Origin of the sequence: Actinomycetospora sp. CA-101289 (assembly GCF_050955895.1) — a bacterium.
GTDB lineage: Bacteria > Actinomycetota > Actinomycetes > Mycobacteriales > Pseudonocardiaceae > Actinomycetospora.
In genome coordinates this window covers 1,274,568-1,289,705 of the sequence record NZ_CP192093.1, presented here as the reverse complement: position 1 = coordinate 1,289,705, position 15,138 = coordinate 1,274,568, and the positions used below count along the sequence as shown (strand labels likewise).

Annotated in this window: 17 protein-coding genes; 10 read left to right on the top strand and 7 right to left on the bottom strand. The window is 73.6% G+C overall.

Annotated features, from left to right (window positions below):
- Positions 1 to 10 precede the first annotated feature (10 nt).
- The gene (locus ACQPX6_RS06435; RefSeq protein ID WP_433786288.1) at positions 11 to 1,852 is read right to left on the bottom strand and encodes a GmrSD restriction endonuclease domain-containing protein; all 1,842 of its coding nucleotides are present in this window, start codon (positions 1,850 to 1,852) and stop codon (positions 11 to 13) included.
- Between the two features lie 128 nt (positions 1,853 to 1,980).
- Between ACQPX6_RS06435 and ACQPX6_RS06430 the strand changes: the two genes are divergently transcribed.
- From ACQPX6_RS06430 to ACQPX6_RS06420, 3 genes are read left to right on the top strand one after another with little or no spacing between them, the layout of a single operon-like run.
- Complete coding sequence (locus ACQPX6_RS06430; RefSeq protein ID WP_433786286.1) at positions 1,981 to 3,075, top strand: LLM class flavin-dependent oxidoreductase; 1,095 nt, start codon at positions 1,981 to 1,983, stop codon at positions 3,073 to 3,075.
- Positions 3,072 to 3,695, top strand: a complete 624-nt coding sequence (locus tag ACQPX6_RS06425; protein ID WP_433786284.1) for an FMN reductase — start codon at positions 3,072 to 3,074, stop codon at positions 3,693 to 3,695. Before ACQPX6_RS06430 ends, ACQPX6_RS06425 begins: the two co-directional genes overlap by 4 nt.
- A gap of 24 nt (positions 3,696 to 3,719) precedes the next feature.
- Positions 3,720 to 4,211: a VOC family protein gene (locus ACQPX6_RS06420; protein WP_433786283.1), complete on the top strand. Its 492-nt coding sequence runs from the start codon at positions 3,720 to 3,722 to the stop codon at positions 4,209 to 4,211.
- Between the two features lies 1 nt (position 4,212).
- Here ACQPX6_RS06420 and ACQPX6_RS06415 read toward each other — a convergent pair whose 3' ends face one another.
- Positions 4,213 to 4,791, bottom strand: coding sequence for a hypothetical protein (locus tag ACQPX6_RS06415; RefSeq protein ID WP_433786281.1), 579 nt, complete (start codon positions 4,789 to 4,791; stop codon positions 4,213 to 4,215).
- Positions 4,792 to 4,997: 206 nt separating this feature from the next.
- Here ACQPX6_RS06415 and ACQPX6_RS06410 point away from each other — a divergent pair, with 206 nt between their 5' ends.
- Complete coding sequence (locus ACQPX6_RS06410; protein WP_433788203.1) at positions 4,998 to 5,291, top strand: cytochrome P450; 294 nt, start codon at positions 4,998 to 5,000, stop codon at positions 5,289 to 5,291.
- 10 nt (positions 5,292 to 5,301) lie between these two features.
- Here the strand turns inward: ACQPX6_RS06410 and ACQPX6_RS06405 are convergent, their stop codons facing one another.
- On the bottom strand, positions 5,302 to 6,624 hold the full coding sequence (locus tag ACQPX6_RS06405; RefSeq protein ID WP_433786280.1) for a DUF222 domain-containing protein: 1,323 nt from the start codon (positions 6,622 to 6,624) through the stop codon (positions 5,302 to 5,304).
- A gap of 308 nt (positions 6,625 to 6,932) precedes the next feature.
- On the opposite strand from ACQPX6_RS06405, the gene ACQPX6_RS06400 reads away from it, so the two are divergent.
- The 3 genes from ACQPX6_RS06400 to ACQPX6_RS06390 all read left to right on the top strand — a co-directional run bounded on the left by ACQPX6_RS06400 (position 6,933) and on the right by ACQPX6_RS06390 (position 10,081).
- Complete coding sequence (locus ACQPX6_RS06400; RefSeq protein WP_433786279.1) at positions 6,933 to 9,428, top strand: HAD-IC family P-type ATPase; 2,496 nt, start codon at positions 6,933 to 6,935, stop codon at positions 9,426 to 9,428.
- A 190-nt stretch (positions 9,429 to 9,618) separates the two neighbouring features.
- Positions 9,619 to 9,810, top strand: a complete 192-nt coding sequence (locus ACQPX6_RS06395) for a hypothetical protein (protein WP_433786278.1) — start codon at positions 9,619 to 9,621, stop codon at positions 9,808 to 9,810.
- On the top strand, positions 9,794 to 10,081 hold the full coding sequence (locus ACQPX6_RS06390) for a hypothetical protein (protein WP_433786276.1): 288 nt from the start codon (positions 9,794 to 9,796) through the stop codon (positions 10,079 to 10,081). The genes ACQPX6_RS06395 and ACQPX6_RS06390 overlap by 17 nt, the downstream gene beginning before the upstream one ends.
- Before the next feature lie 12 nt (positions 10,082 to 10,093).
- Here the strand turns inward: ACQPX6_RS06390 and ACQPX6_RS06385 are convergent, their stop codons facing one another.
- Complete coding sequence (locus ACQPX6_RS06385) at positions 10,094 to 10,441, bottom strand: molybdopterin dinucleotide binding domain-containing protein (protein ID WP_433788202.1); 348 nt, start codon at positions 10,439 to 10,441, stop codon at positions 10,094 to 10,096.
- 38 nt (positions 10,442 to 10,479) lie between these two features.
- Here ACQPX6_RS06385 and ACQPX6_RS06380 point away from each other — a divergent pair, with 38 nt between their 5' ends.
- Together ACQPX6_RS06380 and ACQPX6_RS06375 are read left to right on the top strand one after the other, a co-directional pair.
- Entirely contained in the window at positions 10,480 to 10,740 is a 261-nt protein-coding gene (locus ACQPX6_RS06380) for a helix-turn-helix transcriptional regulator (RefSeq protein ID WP_433786274.1), read from the top strand.
- 118 nt (positions 10,741 to 10,858) lie between these two features.
- Positions 10,859 to 11,182: a hypothetical protein gene (locus tag ACQPX6_RS06375; protein ID WP_433782823.1), complete on the top strand. Its 324-nt coding sequence runs from the start codon at positions 10,859 to 10,861 to the stop codon at positions 11,180 to 11,182.
- Positions 11,183 to 11,240: 58 nt separating this feature from the next.
- On the opposite strand, the gene ACQPX6_RS06370 is transcribed toward ACQPX6_RS06375, so the two are convergent.
- The 3 genes from ACQPX6_RS06370 to ACQPX6_RS06360 form a co-directional block, all read right to left on the bottom strand.
- Complete coding sequence (locus tag ACQPX6_RS06370) at positions 11,241 to 11,459, bottom strand: Lsr2 family DNA-binding protein (protein ID WP_433786273.1); 219 nt, start codon at positions 11,457 to 11,459, stop codon at positions 11,241 to 11,243.
- Positions 11,460 to 11,532: 73 nt separating this feature from the next.
- Entirely contained in the window at positions 11,533 to 13,374 is a 1,842-nt protein-coding gene (locus ACQPX6_RS06365) for a TIM barrel protein (RefSeq protein WP_433786272.1), read from the bottom strand.
- Positions 13,364 to 14,245 (bottom strand): shikimate dehydrogenase, encoded by an 882-nt coding sequence (locus tag ACQPX6_RS06360; RefSeq protein WP_433788201.1) that lies wholly within the window; start codon positions 14,243 to 14,245, stop codon positions 13,364 to 13,366. The genes ACQPX6_RS06365 and ACQPX6_RS06360 overlap by 11 nt, the downstream gene beginning before the upstream one ends.
- Before the next feature lie 120 nt (positions 14,246 to 14,365).
- On the opposite strand from ACQPX6_RS06360, the gene ACQPX6_RS06355 reads away from it, so the two are divergent.
- Entirely contained in the window at positions 14,366 to 15,025 is a 660-nt protein-coding gene (locus ACQPX6_RS06355; protein WP_433786271.1) for a TetR/AcrR family transcriptional regulator, read from the top strand.
- Positions 15,026 to 15,138: the final 113 nt, after the last annotated feature.

Sequence of the window (15,138 nt, the reverse complement as noted above, 5' to 3'; positions counted from 1 at the left end):
CACGCGGCCATCAGGCCGCCGGGATCTCCCCGACCAGGCCGCTCTCGTCCTCCGGATCCTCCGCCTGCGGCTCGAACATCGCTGCCTCCGCGGCGTCGTCCGCCGCGTCGTCGATGGCCCGCTTCTCCATCGCCTCGGCGATCAGGTCGAGGAGGGCGGCGCGACGAGCCCGGAAGAAGGAGTCGAAGTCGTCCGCGCGCAGGGCGGCGGGGTCGACGAGATGGGTTCCGAGCACCCGGTCCAGCGCCGCACCGTCGAGGCCCGACTTCTTCTCGACCTTGTCCAGGTACCTGGACGGCGCGACGCCGCCGATCGCCCGGTTCGTGTCGAAGGAGATCGCGGTCTTGTTGACGATGCTCTCGCGATGATCGCCATCGACACCGTTCTTGTCGCACCACGCCTTCGGGAAGATGTGGTGAATGTCGATCTTGAAGTCGAAGAACGTGGCCAGCCCCATGGGCTGGTCCTTGATCCAGTCGAGCGCTCCCCGCTTCATCAGGAGGGCGTACACGCCCTTGTACGCGGCCGAGTTGCGGGTCTTGAGGGTGAGGAGACGGGCCGCGTAGAAGGCGGCCTCGCCGACCGTGCCCGGTTCGCGGCGACCGCCCCGCACCCAGGCCGGGACCTGCTCGACGTCCCGCGCGAACCGGGTCTCCGTGCTCCCGCCGTACATCTCGCCGAGGACGCCGCACCAGAACCAGCGGCGGATCATCGCCCGCGTGGCGAACACGTCGGCGTCCTTGCCGAGGAGGACCCTGATGACCGCGAGGGGGACGAGCTGCGTCCGGTAGGGAAGGTCGGCGGCGCGGAAGAAGTGCTCGCGCGCCAGGAACTGGTGGCACCACTCCAGGGCCTCGGTGACGGGGTCGGCCCACCGTCGGTAGTCCTCGAGGCTCAGCCGGAGGATGTCCCGGCGCTTGCAGGAGGTCGACCCCGGCTCGATCAGCCCGTCGTCCCGACGGGCACCGGTGGCCAGCAGCGAGATCGCCTGGAGGAAGTCCGTGCTCTCGAGCGAGCGGAGGACCGGCTTGCGGTGCAGACGCTCCTGCCGGTGTGCCCAGTCGTCCTTCAGCGGAAAGTCCTCCGTGGCGAAGGTGGCGGTCAGCAGCTCGAACGCGTTGAGCGGGACGCCGCCGGTGTTGACCTTCTCGAACACCGTGCAGACGGCCTCTTTCGAGGTGTCCTTCGTCAGGCGGATCACCGGGACCTTGTAACCGGTGATCTCCTTGAGGACCTTCTTGTGGAACTCCTTCCACCGGTCCTTGTTCGTGGGCTCGGCCTCGATGTAGGCCCACATCCACTCGGTGGTGGCGTCGCTGTCGAAGACGATCCACGCAGGGAAGGCGCCCGCCTCGCACTGCTTCTCCGTCGTGCCCAGGTCGGTGGCGACGTCCTTGCCGAAGTTCTCACGGACGACCAGATCCTCCGGGATCGAGACGACCGCGTCCTCGAGGTCGGCGTTCGGGGCCAGGGCCTTCTCGATGTCGATGAAGTACCAGCGCCTGATGCGCCGGTCACGCGCGTCCTTGGTGTCCACGACGCGGCCCGAGTACAGAGCCTGGTACAGCGACGTGGTCCGCTGCTGCCCGTCCAGGAGCAGTTGCTCGGGCGCGGCCGCAGACTTCGGATCGACACCCGCGATCGGGATCGGCTTGAAGTTGGACCCGCCGCCGCCGACCTCCAGCGTCATCGCCACGCCGACCGGATGCCCCTGGGCGACACTGGCGATCAGGGCGCGGATGCGGTCGTCGTCCCACTTCCAGCCCCGTTGGAAGTCCGGGAGCTGCAGCTTCCCCGTCGCCGCGAGCTCGAGCAGGTCTTCGAGCTCGACATCCGGACTCTCGAACGGCATGTGTGGTCCCCCTCGGACACCCCGACGACGCGGACCCCGAAGCTACGGGGTGTCCCGGGAACAACGGCGCACCCCTTGGGGTTCAGCCGGACGAAGGTAGTTGACGGTTCAACTTCAAGGAGGTCGCCGTGCAGTTCGGTGTCTTCTCGGTCAGCGACATCACCACCGACCCCACGACGGGCCGCACGCCCACGGAGGCCGAGCGCCTCCAGGCCGTGCTGCGCATCGCGGAGAAGACCGAGGAGGTCGGCCTCGACGTCTTCGCGCTCGGCGAGCACCACAACCCGCCGTTCTTCTCGTCCTCGCCCACCACGACGCTCGGGTACGTCGCCGGGCGCACGCAGCGCCTGCAGCTCTCGACCGCGACGACGCTGATCACCACGAACGACCCGGTGAAGATCGCCGAGGACTACGCCGTGCTGCAGCACCTCGCGGGCGGTCGCGTCGACCTCACGCTGGGCCGGGGCAACACCGGGCCCGTCTACCCGTGGTTCGGCCAGGACATCCGCCAGGGCCTCCCGCTCGCGGTGGAGAACTACGCGCTGCTGCGCCGGCTGTGGGACGAGGACGTCGTGGACTGGGAGGGGAAGTTCCGCACCCCGCTGCAGGGCTTCACGTCCACGCCACGCCCCCTCGACGGCGTCGCGCCGTTCGTGTGGCACGGGTCGATCCGCAGCCCCGAGATCGCCGAGCAGGCCGCGTACTACGGCGACGGCTTCTTCCACAACCACATCTTCTGGCCCGCCGACCACACCCGGCGCATGGTCGACTTCTACCGCCGGCGCTACGAGCACCACGGCCACGGGGACGCCGACCAGGCGATCGTCGGACTCGGCGGTCAGGTGTTCATGAGGAAGAACTCGCAGGACGCCGTGCGCGAGTTCCGGCCCTACTTCGACAACGCCCCGGTCTACGGGCACGGGCCGTCGCTCGAGGACTTCACCCGCGAGACGCCGCTGACGGTCGGCAGCCCGCAGGAGGTCATCGACCGCACGCTCGGCTTCCGCGAGTACGTCGGCGACTACCAGCGCCAGCTGTTCCTCATCGACCACGCCGGCCTGCCGCTGAGGACCGTGCTCGAGCAGCTCGACATCCTCGGCGAGGAGGTCGTGCCGGTGCTGCGCCGCGAGTTCGCGGCCCGCAAGCCCGCGCACGTGCCCGACGCGCCCACCCACGAGTCCCTGGTCGCCGCCCGCACGGCACCGCTGGAGGTCGTCGCATGAGCACCCGCACCCTGGCCGTCGTGAGCGCCGGACTCTCGGTGCCCTCGTCGACGCGCCTGCTGGCCGACCGGCTGGCGGACGCGACGATCGCGGCCCTCCGCGAGCGCGGCGTCGAGGTCGGTCTCGAGGTCGATCTCGAAATCATTGAGCTGCGCGAGCACGCCCGCGACCTCGCCGACCGCCTCGTCACCGGCTTCCCGAACGCCGCGCTGCGCCCGGTGCTCGACACCGTCGCCGGCGCCGACGGCCTGATCGCCGTGACGCCGATCTTCTCGGCGTCCTACAGCGGCCTGTTCAAGACGTTCGTCGACGTCCTCGACCGCGAGGCGCTCGACGGCACCCCGGTGCTGCTCGGTGCCACCGCGGGCACGGCGCGCCACCAGCTGGCGCTCGACCACGCGATGCGCCCGCTGTTCGCGTACCTGCACGCCGCGGTCGTCCCCACCGCCGTGTTCGCCGCGTCCGAGGACTGGGGCGCGGGCGGCGCCACCGCAGAGCTGGGCGCGCGCATCGAGCGCGCCGGCGCCGAGCTCGCCGCGGCGGTCGCCGCACGGCCCGCCACGGGTCCGACCGACCCGTTCGCCGACGTCCCCGACTTCACCGCCCTGCTGTCCCGCTGAGCCCGTCCCCTCCAGGAGATCACCATGACCGACACCACCGCGATCGAGCACCGGCGTACCGCGATCCGCGAGCGCTACCTGCGCCCCATCGACGAGCGCCCGGCCTCGACCGCTCGCGGGCTGCACCACACCGCGCTCGTCTCGGGCGACGTCGAGCGGACCGTGGCGTTCTACCAGGACGTGCTCGGCTTCCCGCTGACCGAGCTGATCGACAACCGCGACTACCCCGGCTCGTCGCACTTCTTCCACGACATCGGCAACGGCAACCTGCTCGCGTTCTTCGACTTCCCGGGCCTCGACCTCGGGCCGTACGCCGAGGTCCTGGGCGGGCTGCACCACGTCGCGATCAGCGTCGACCCCGCACGCTGGGAGGGCCTCGTCGCCCGGCTGGCCGAGGCCGGCGTCGAGCACGAGGTGCACAGCGGCGTCTCGGTGTACTTCCGCGACCCCGACGGCGCGCGCATCGAGCTGATCTCCGACCCGCTCGGCGAGATGTACGGGCACCAGGTGCTGTAGCTCAGCTGGGCGTGCGGACGGGCACCCGGTCGACGAGGGCGATGTCGCGCACGAGCCCGTCGACTCCCGTGAGCGGCTCGGCCTGCGACGTCCCTGACCAGCGCACCACCAGCAGGTGCGGGCGGCCGGGGCCGGTGCGGGCCAGGGCGTAGGCGCCGTCGTCCCCGGCCCGCCCGGCACCGAGCTGGTGGCCGTCGGTGCTCACGACGGTGAGCAGAGCGCCCGCCGCGGGGCCGTCGCGGTGGCGGACGACGCCGCGTACGAGCGGGGCGGGGCCCGGGGGCAGCGGGATGCACGCGACGATCCCCAGCGCGAGCACCGCGGCCCCCGCCCCGAGCAGCATGACGAGGACGAACGCCCCCTCCGTCGGCACGCCGGCGCTGGTGACGAGCGAGGCGAGCAGGACGCCGGCGATCGCGCTGGCGAACGAGGTGCCCAGCGCGCGCATGAGGTTGTTGAGGCTGTTCGCCGCCGCGGTTTGCGCGATCGGCACCGCCGCCATGATCAGCGAGGGCATCGCGCCGTAGGACAGGCCGATGCCGCAGGCGATGACCACCGAGCTGAGCACGAGCTGCCACACCGACGCGTGTTACACCGCGCCCAGCCCGTAGCCGGCGGCCACGACGACCGCGCCGGCCCTGCTGCGCCACCCCGAGCAACTCGCGGCTGTGCGTGACGACCCGGAGGCGGTGCCGGGCGCGGTCGAGGAGCTGATGCGCTGGCTCTCGATCGTCAGCAGCGGCTCGCCGCGGCTCGCGCGCCGCGACGTCGTGATCAGGCGAGACGATCCGGCGCGGCGACCTGGTCCTCTTCAACCTGCCGGCCGCCAACCGCGACCCCGCCGCCGTCGACGACCCCGACCGCCTCGACATCACCCGCGACGGCCCGCCCCACGTCGCCTTCGGCCACGGCGTGCACCACTGCCTCGGGGCGCCGCTGGCGCGCATGGAGATGCGCATCGCCTTCCCCGCCCTGCTGCAACGGTTCCCGACGCTGCACCTCGCGGTGAGCGACGGCAAGATCGCCTGGGCGACCCAGCACGCCATCCACGGCCTGGAGCGCCTGCCCGTGGCGTGGTGAGCGGCGGCCCCTAGGTCGGCACACGGGGTCGTCCGCCGGGTCGTGGGCGTTGTTCGGGGTCGATCCAGGGTGGGGGTGTGAACCAGGGCAGGCCGTCGATCATCTCGAGGTGCCAGTGGTCGTGGTGGACGACCAGGTGGTGGTGCTGGCAGAGCAGGACCATGTTGTGCAGGTCGGTGTCGCCGCCGTCGAGCCAGTGGTGGATGTGGTGGGCGTGGCATCGGCGGGGTGGTCGGGTGCAGCCGGGGAAGGCGCAGCCCCCGTCGCGGAGGTTCAGCGCGCGGCGGATGGCGTCGGTGGCGGTGCGCGCGAGGCGTCCGACGTCGAGGGGCTCGGACTTCGCGCCCAGGACCATCGGGATGATCTCGGCGTCGCACGCCCACCGGCGGACTGTGGCGGCGTCGGCGAGGTGCCCGGAGTCGAGGGTGCCGTGACCGACCGCGGCCTGGAGCCACCGGTGGTCCATCGTGATGGTCAGGAGGGGCCGCCCCATCGAGCGCGGCCGGCGCCGGAGGGCTGCCGGTGCCGGCTCGGACTGGCGGGGCTGCGGGATGAGCGCCGGCTCTGGATCCGGCTGCGGCTCGCTGATGTCGTCATCGGCGAGGATGCCGCCGGCACCCTGCGCGCCGAGCACGAACTCGACCAGCGCCCCCGCCTGCCGGTTGCCCAACGACCGGTCGTCGTCCGGCCCGGCCGGGGTGGAGGCGGCGTCGAAGCCCTCGCGGACGATCTCGGCGTTCACCGCCCCGCGGAAGGTGGCGGTCATCCGCAACGTCCCGTCCCGCCGCGAGGAGATCAGCAGCTCGTCGTCGCGTTCCTCGCGCGGATCCGGGGCGGCGCCGTCGGGGTCGGCGTAGGCCAGCACCCGGGCCGCGACCTTCACCAACGCATCCGGCGACAGCCGGGTCGCGGCCTCGGCCAACGTCGCCTCATACTCGGACCACACCGCCGGATCGAGACCGTCGACCTTGTCGAGGCGCGCCATGGTCCGGCGGATGATCGCCACGTGACCGGGGCCGATCTCTCCGGCGGCGTAGACGGTGGCGGTGCAGGGCAGACGCGGCGGCAGCGGCTGGCCGGACAGGGCGAGCTGGGGGACGAGGTCGGCGGTCTCGTCGACCAACCGGTCCGCGTCGCGCCGGTTGAGCCGCCCCAGATCCTGGAGCAGGCGCTCGGTGAACCGGTCCCCGGTCTGCTGCGCGACCCCCAGCCGCTGCAGGTCGGCGACGTCCTCCAACAACCGGTACTGCTCGCGGCGCAGGGCGACGTAGCGCTCCCGGAACCGGTCGAGCGCCTCCCGCTCGACCGGCCCGACAACCCCACCTTCGCTCATGTGTTCGAAGCTAGACCACACCCCCGACAGTCCCACCCACGAGCGGAAACAGGGGTCGAGCGCAGTCTCGACGCGATCTTCGCCCTATGTCGCGCCGACCCCGGTCGGCACCGACGCCCAGGAGTCCACGAGCACCCTCGCGGCACGGGACGGGTCCTGCGCGAGCCACCCATGGTCGAGTCCCTCGAGCACGGCGACCCGCGCGCCCCATGGCCTCGCCCGGACATACTTGCCATCCCGGCACGCAAGTGACAGCCGACTCCGGCCCCTTCAGCTCCGGATCAGGCACGCCCAGGATCATCTCCGGCGTGGACACGGACGGCCTGACCGAGACGCGGGCCCGGGAGCTCGCCCGGGAGGGCCGCGCCAACACGCCGGTCTCGGGATCGGAGCGGACCACCGCGCGCATCCTGCGCACCACGGTCTTCTCCTTCTACAACAACACGCTGTTCGCCATCGGCCTCGCGCTGCTCGTCCTCGGGCGCTACAGCGACGCGCTGGTCAGCGTGGGTCTCGGCATCATCAACGCCGCGCTGGCGGCGGTGCAGGAGCTGCGCGCCAAGCGCCAGCTCGACCGCCTGCAGCTGCTGGCCCGCGAGCCCGTGACGGTCGTCCGCGACGGCGAGGAGCGGGCCGTCGGGCCGGGCGAGGTCGTCGTCGGCGACCTGCTGCGGGTGCGCACGGGCGACCAGGTCGTGGTCGACGGGCCGCTGGTCGCGGTGACGGGGGCGGGCGGCCGGGTGGAGGCCGACGAGTCGCTGCTGACCGGGGAGTCCGATCCCGTCGCCAAGGGCGTGGGCGACGTGCTCCTGTCCGGCAGCTCGTGCTCCGGCGGCGAGGGCCTGCAGCGCGCGGAGCACGTCGGCACCGACAGCCACGCCGGCCGGCTGACGCTCGCGGCGCGCGCGGACACCTCGGTGCTGACCCCGCTGCAGTGGCGCATCGAGCTGGTGGTGCGCATCGTCATCACGCTCGTCGTGCTCATCAGCGGCGCGATCCTCGCGCAGGCCCTGCTCGACGGCTCGACCGTGCTGCGCTTCGTCCAGACCTCCGCGGTGCTCTCGGGCCTGGTGCCCTACGGCCTGTTCTTCCTCATCGCCGTGGCCTACACCGTCGGCGCGGCGCGCATCGCCGGCCGCGGCGCCCTCGTCCAGCGTACGAACGCCGTCGAGGCCGTCAGCCGCGTCGACGTCGTGTGCACCGACAAGACCGGCACGCTGACCAGCGGGCGGCTCAGCCTCGTCGAGGTCGTGCCCGCCGGCGGGGACGAGGCCGGCGCGCGGGCGCTGCTCGGCACCTTCGCCCGTTCGGTGACGAGCACCAACGCCACCACCGCCGCCCTCGCCGCCGACGAGTCCCTGCCCGGCGCGGCGGGCGAGGTCGTCGACGAGGTGGAGTTCCGCTCGTCGCTGCGCTGGAGCGGCATCACGCTCGCCGACGGCACGTCGCTGGTGCTCGGGGCGCCGTCGACGCTGCGTCCCGCGCTCGCCGACGGTGCGCTCGCCGCCGACGACGCCGTCCGCCGGCGCACCGACCAGGGCCTGCGGGTGCTCGTGCTCGCCCGCGGCACCGGGGCGGTGCGCGACGCCGACGACCGCCCGGCGCTGCCCCGCCTGCGCGCGGTGGCGCTGGTCGCCCTGGCCGACGAGCTGCGCGAGGGCGTCACCGACGTGCTCGCCGGGCTCGGCGCGGAGGGCGTCGCGGTCAAGGTGATCTCGGGCGACGACCCCGACACCGTGGCCGCCCTCGCACGCCGCGCCGGGCTCGACGCGCCCGCGATCTCCGGGCCGGCGCTCGCCGCGCTCGAGGGCTCCGCCTTCGACGAGGCCGTCGACACCCACGGCGTCTTCGGCCGCGTCGCCCCGGAGCAGAAGGAGCAGATCGTCGACGCGCTGCGCCGCGCGGGGCACCAGGTGGCGATGGTCGGCGACGGGGTCAACGACGCCCGCGCGCTCAAGCGGGCGCAGGTCGGCGTCGCGATGCGCTCGGGCAGCTCGGTGACGCGCGACGTCGCCGACATCGTCCTGCTGGACGACTCGTTCACCACGCTGCCGCCCGCCCGCACCGAGGGGCGCCGCATCATCGCCGGGGTCAGCTCGTCGATGTACCTGTTCCTCTCGCGGGTCTCGACCCAGATGCTCGTCATCCTCACCGTCACGCTGCTCGGGCTCGGCTTCCCGTACACGCCGACGCAGGTGGGGCTGACGCTGTTCACCGTCGGCGTGCCGACGTTCTTCCTGACGCTGTGGGCGCGCCCCGACCCGCCGGCCGACGACCTGCTGGTGTCCCTCGCCCGGTTCGTCATCCCGGTCGGCGTGCTGACCGCCGGGTTCGCCACCGCGATCTACGCCTACCTCTACCGCCAGATCCTCGACGGCTTCACCGGCACGCCCTTCCCGGACGCCATCCGCCTGTTCGAGCAGTACACCGGCCTCACCTACGGCGTCGACGCCGACTTCGTCGAGGCCTCGGCCACCCTCGGTGCGCAGTCGGCGATGTCGGTGTTCGTCTCGACCACGGCGATCGTGCTCATCCTGCTGCTCGAGCCCCCACACCGGATCTTCACCGCGTGGGCGCCGGTCAGCGCCGACCGCCGGCCCACGTGGCTCGCGCTGGGCCTGTTCGTCGCGTTCGCCGTCGTCCTGATCGTGCCGGCGACACGCGAGTACTTCGGGCTGACCGCGCCCGACCCGCCGGTGGTGCAGATCCCCGCGATCGGGCTGGTGCTGTGGTTCGTCACCCTGAGCCTGGCGCTCCGCTTCCGGGTGCTCGAGCGGATCCTCGGGCTGCGCGTATCCGAGTGACGGCGACGTGGGCCGAAGAGGTGCTGTTTCGGTCCAGATCCGGTCCGCCTGGCGGACGACGCGTGACCGGGACCACCATCGGCGGTGCCGTGTTCAGTCCGCGAGCAACGGTCGACCCTCCGTGCTCGCCCGGAGCCCCCCGGGCTCCCCGCGCGCACGGCCCCGGTGGTGGACGAGGAGGTCCCCGCCCATGTGGCACCTGCACTGGCGCGCCGAAGCGACGCGCCGGTCCCGTCCGGCCGAGTCGGCCGGCGACGGGACGCGCGTCGAGCGCCGTCGCCCCACGCCGTCCCGCGACTCGTTCCAGTACGTCTGGCACGACACCCCCGCTGCGGTCCAGGCGGGCGACGTCCCGGAGTCGGTCCGTGTCCGCGGGCGGTGACACGGCGGACGAGTGCCGCCGGACCGCCCGCGCCCTCGCGCCGTGTGCGCGGCACGACGGCGGGGTGACCCTGTCCGGGTCGTCCGCCGCCGCGCTCGCCGAGCTGTTCCGCGTGCTCGCGCGCGACGGCGCCGACGTCACCGACGCCGCCGAGCGCGCGGCCCGCCGGATCCGCGCCGACGCCGAGGCCGGCGCCGCCGCGACGGCGCGCACCGCGCCCGCACCGCGCACCCCCGCCGAGCCGGCACCCGGAGCGCTCGCGGCTCGCTGAGCTGGACCGGCGCTAGACCGGCGCGACCTCCACGCGGGTGTCGGAGAACGTCGGGGCGTTGCCGAGGTCGGCGAACGCGAACGGGTTCACGGCGTTGACCGTCGAGCCGTCCTTCGCGTTCTTCGCCCACGACCACATCGGGCACACGACCACGCCCGGGGCCACCTCGTCGGAGATCCGCGCCAGGGCGACGAAGCGTCCGCGGTCGTTGGACACGGCCACGTACTGCCCGTCCGCGACGCCCCGGGCCTCGGCGTCCGCGGGGTGGATGGTCACCGTCTGCTCGCCCTGCACGCGCTTCTGCATCGCCTGGTCGCCGGCGCTCGAGTTGATGTAGGCGTGGGACTTGGGCGAGAGCAGGTTGAGCGGCTGGGCCTCGCCGGTCTCGCGGGCCGGACATGATCGCGCGGGCGCACTTCGTGTCGACGCGCCAGCTGCACCGGGCCTTCGCGGACGCGGCGACGACGGTGGGCCGCGTGGTGCGGCAGCGACGCCTGGAGCACGGGCGGCGCGAGCTGGCCGACCCCCGTCGCACCGACCTGTCGGTCACCGACGTCGCGCTGCGCTGCGGCTTCGCCGACCTGGCCGCGTTCAGCCGGGCGTTCAAGGAGACGTTCCACGAGCCGCCGAGCACGTTCCGCCGCCGACACGGCGCGTGAGCGGGCGGTCGCGCAGAGAATTGCTGCTCGGGGCCGGAACATCCCCGCCCGCTCGCACCGTCACAGTGCCGAGAGCCCACCGCACCGGCACCGAGCACACAGAGAGCGAGCACCCGCCATGAGCACCGACCGCCACTTCGCGTCCGACGGCAACATCTACGAGGCCGACGGCACCCAGGTGGGCACCTACCAGCTCGACGAGCACGGCCACCTCGAGTCCACCGCCACCGACGAGGACGGCAACGGCTACATCGACACGATCGTCGCCGACACCGACCACAACGGCAGCTTCGAGACCGGCGTCGTGGACACCAACGCCGACGGCTACGGCGAGACGATCCTCGTCGACACCGACAACGACGGCGACTTCGACTCCTCCGCGGTCGACACCAACGCCGACGGCAACTACGAGACCTTCGCCAGCGACCCCAACGGCTTCTGACCCCCACGTGAGCGATCTTTGGGCCCATAGGCCCAAAGATCGCTCACGTGTGTCCGAGCTACTCCCAGGTCTGCCGGCGCTTGTACTGCGCGAGGACCTCCTGTGGCACCGGTCCCGTGCGCGGCACCGGGATGCCCTGCTGGCTCGCCCACATCCGCGCGGCCTCGAGCAGCCCGTGGACGTTGCCCTTGCGCACCGGCTCGTCGGCGTCGTGCCGCGCGAGCGGTTTGGTCGGCTCGCGCCTCGCGTCAGGTCCTGCCTCGGGTCCTGCGGCCATGGCCCACCTCCGATGACTCGTCGCCGCTCGCGCGACGACCCTCGGGGTTACCCACGTCACACCGGCGGCACGCTCACCGCCCGGACGAGCGCACCAGCCGCCGGCGCCGGTGGGCGGCCATCCGCACCGGTGCGTCGGTCCAGCCGTAGCCGTCGTGCTCGCCGACGCGCTGCACGAGGGCCAGGAAGATGCGCCCGCCGAGGACCTCGGTGCACACCTGCAGGTAGGCGCCCTGCGGGGTCTGCTCGTGCAGGATCCCCAGCTCGCGCAGCACCGCGACGCGCTCGTGCGGGAGCTCCAGGCGGGCTTCGAGGTCGTCGTAGTAGTTGTCGGGGATCGCCAGCAGCGGCGCGCCAGCGGCCCGCGCCGCGCGGGCCGCCGCGACGACGTCGTCGGTGGCCAGCGCGACGTACTGTGGCTCGGCCACCCCGGGCGCCCACGTCCCGCGGCGCAGCAGCGACACGGTGAGCGCGAGCCGCAGGTGCCGCGCGGGGTCGACCACGACGCGGCTGCGCACCAGCCCGAACGGCGCGGCGACCTCGGCGGTCGCTGCGGACCCGAGCCCGAGCACCGCGCGGTAGAACAGCGTCGCCTCGTCGAAGTGGTCGAAGGGCTGCGCGAGCCCCACGTGGTCGACCCCCGTGACGCCCACCGCCGCGCCGGGCGGGTCGTCGGTGGCCACGAAGTCAGCCGTCCACGACGCCGCGGCGCCCGCGGGGCAGAGGAAGACCGCGGTCGCGTCGGGGGCGGCGACGGCGTCGAGGTCCGCCTCGGCCGGGCCCCGCTGCCGGGGGAGGCGCGGGGCGCCGAGACGCTCCGCGCGCCGGGCCGCGGCCGCGGCGTCGGTGGTCTCGACCCCGAGCGCGGTGATCGCGGTGGGGCCGCCGGAGCGGTTGACGAGGACCCGCGCGCCGCTCTGCTCCCAGCGCTCGACGGGCTTGGTGCGGTGGCGCCCGGTGCGGGTGAAGCCCAGGGCGCCGAGCGCGCCGGTCAGCTCGGCCGCCTCGCCGTCCCCGCCCGCGCCGATCTCCACGAACGCCCAGCCGCGGACCTCCGGGGCGGGCGCGGCGACGGGGTCGGCGCCGTGCCCGCGGGCCGCCGTCGCCTCGGCGAGCGCGAGCAGCGAGCGGTGCGCGTCGACGGCGGTGCGCCCGGGGTCGGCCTGGCGGAAGACGTCGTTGAACACCTCGAGCGACAGCGGCCCGGCGTAGCCCGCGGCCAGGACCGGGGCGAGGAAGGCCGGCAGGTCGAACGCGCCCTGTCCGGGGAAGAGCCGGTGGTGGCGGCTCCACTGCAGCACGTCCATCGACAGCGCCGGCGCGTCGGCGAGCTGGAGGAAGAACAGCTTCTCCCCCGGCACGTCGGCGATCCCGGCCGGGTCGGAGCCCCGCGACAGGATGTGGAAGCTGTCCAGGCACAGCCCGAGCGCCGGGTGGTCGGCGCGGCGGACCGCGTCCCACGACCGTTCCCAGGTGTCGACGTGCGCGCCCCACGCGAGCGCCTCGTACGCGATGCGCAGCCCCCGGTCGCCGGCGCGCGCGGCGAGGGCGGCGAGCTGCTCGGCGAGCCGGTCGGGGTCGGCGACCGCGTCGGCGCCGACCGACGAGCAGACCAGCACGGTGTCGGCGCCCAGGGCGGCCATGACGTCGAACTTGTGGTCGGCGCGGCGCAGGTTGGCCGCGAAGCGGTCGGCGTCGGTGGAGTCGAGGTCGCGGAACGGCTGGTACAGGTCGACCGACAGGCCGAGGTCGTCGCAGCGCAGCCGGACCTCGCCGGGCGGCATCGGCGAGGCGACGAGGTCGGGCTCGAAGATCTCGACGCCGTCGAACCCCGCGGCCGCGGCGGCGGCCAGCTTGTCCTCGAGCGTGCCCGACAGGCACACCGTGGCCAGGGCGGTGCGGGGCTCACGCGACACGGGAGCCCTCCCGTCCGGGACCGACCAGCTCGAGGAGGTGCCGCCGCATCCGGGCGGGGTCGGGGTCGAGGCCGGTGAACAGCCGGAACGCCTCGGCGGCCTGTCCGACGGCCATCCGCCCGCCGTCGAGGGTGCGGCACCCGCGCTCGCGCGCGCGGCGCAGCAGCTCGGTCTCCAGCGGCCGGTAGACGACGTCGGCCACCCACAGGTCCGGGCGCAGGAGCTCGGCGGGCAGGGGCAGGCCCGGGTGGGCGGCCATGCCGACGGGGGTGGCGTGCACCAGGCCGTCGGCGCCGGCGAGGACCACGGCCGCGGCGGTGGCCGGGTGCCCCTCGGCGCGCCCGGGCCCGGCGCGCGCCACGAGGTCGGCGGCGAGGGCCCGTGCGCGCGCCGCGTCGGTGTCGAGCACCGCGACCGTGCCGACCTCCAGGCGCAGCAGCGCGTGGGCCACGGCCGCGCCGGCCCCACCCGCGCCCAGCAGCACCACGCGGGTGCGCGCCGCGTCGGGCAGGCCGTCGCGCAGCCCGTCGCGGAAGCCCGACCAGTCGGTGTTGTGGCCGACGGCGCGCCCCCCGGAGAACACCACGGTGTTGACCGCGCCGATCGCCGCCGCGTCCGCGGACAGCTCGTCGAGGTGGGCGATGACCGCCTGCTTGACGGGGTGCGTGACGTTCACCCCGGCGAGACCCTCGTCGCGGGTGCGGGCCAGCAGCCCGCCGACGTCGGCCGGGCCCAGCCCGAGGACGTCGAGGTCGAAGCGCTCGTAGCGGCACTCCAGGCCCAGCTCGCGCGCCTCGCGCTCGTGCAGCGCCGGCGACAGCGACGGGCCGATGCCCGCCCCGATCAGCCCGGTGCGCAGGGGGCTCGTCACGGAGGGCACGCACTCACCTCGTCCCGCTGGTCTATGTACCGCCTGGTTACTTGTAGCCGATCGGGGCCGCTGACGGAACCCCCGCCTCGTTAGGGTCGGGCCCGTGAGCGGAGCAGCGTCGTGAGCGCCGCGGAGCAGTCCGACCCGGAGCGGCGGCGCGACGCCGAGCGCACCCGGGCCGAGATCCTCGAGATCGCCACCGAGGAGTTCGCCGAGCGCGGCCTCGCCGGGGCGCGGGTCGACGAGATCGCCGCGCGGACGCGCACGACCAAGCGGATGATCTACTACTACTTCGGCAGCAAGCGCGGCCTCTACGTCGCGGTGCTGGAGCAGGCGTACGGCGGCATCCGCGCGCTGGAGCAGCAGCTCGACGTCGAGCACCTCGATCCGGCGCGGGCGCTGCGCTCGCTGGCCGAGCTGACGTTCGACCACCACGAGTCGCACCCGGCGTTCGTGCGACTGGTCAGCATCGAGAACATCCACCACGCCGAGCACCTGCGGACCTCGCCGCTGCTGCCCGGGCTCGCCGCGCCGGCCGTGGACGTCCTCGGCGACATCCTCGCCCGTGGCCGGGCGGCCGGCCTGTTCCGCGACGACGTCGACGCCCTCGACGTGCACATGGTCATCAGCGCGTTCTGCATCTTCCGCACCGCGAACCGGCACACCTTCGCGGCCGTCTTCGACCGGGACCTGCTCGACCCGGCGCGCCGGGCCCACCAGCGCCGGATGCTCGGCGACCTGGTGCTCGGGTACATGACCGCCCACGTCGGCCGTGCGTGACCGGTCCTTGACACGGCGCTGCGACTCAACTCACCATCCGGTACGTAACCAGACGGTACATACCGGCCCGCGCGTCGGACGTGTGTCGCACCGCAGCACCACGTCAGGGAGGC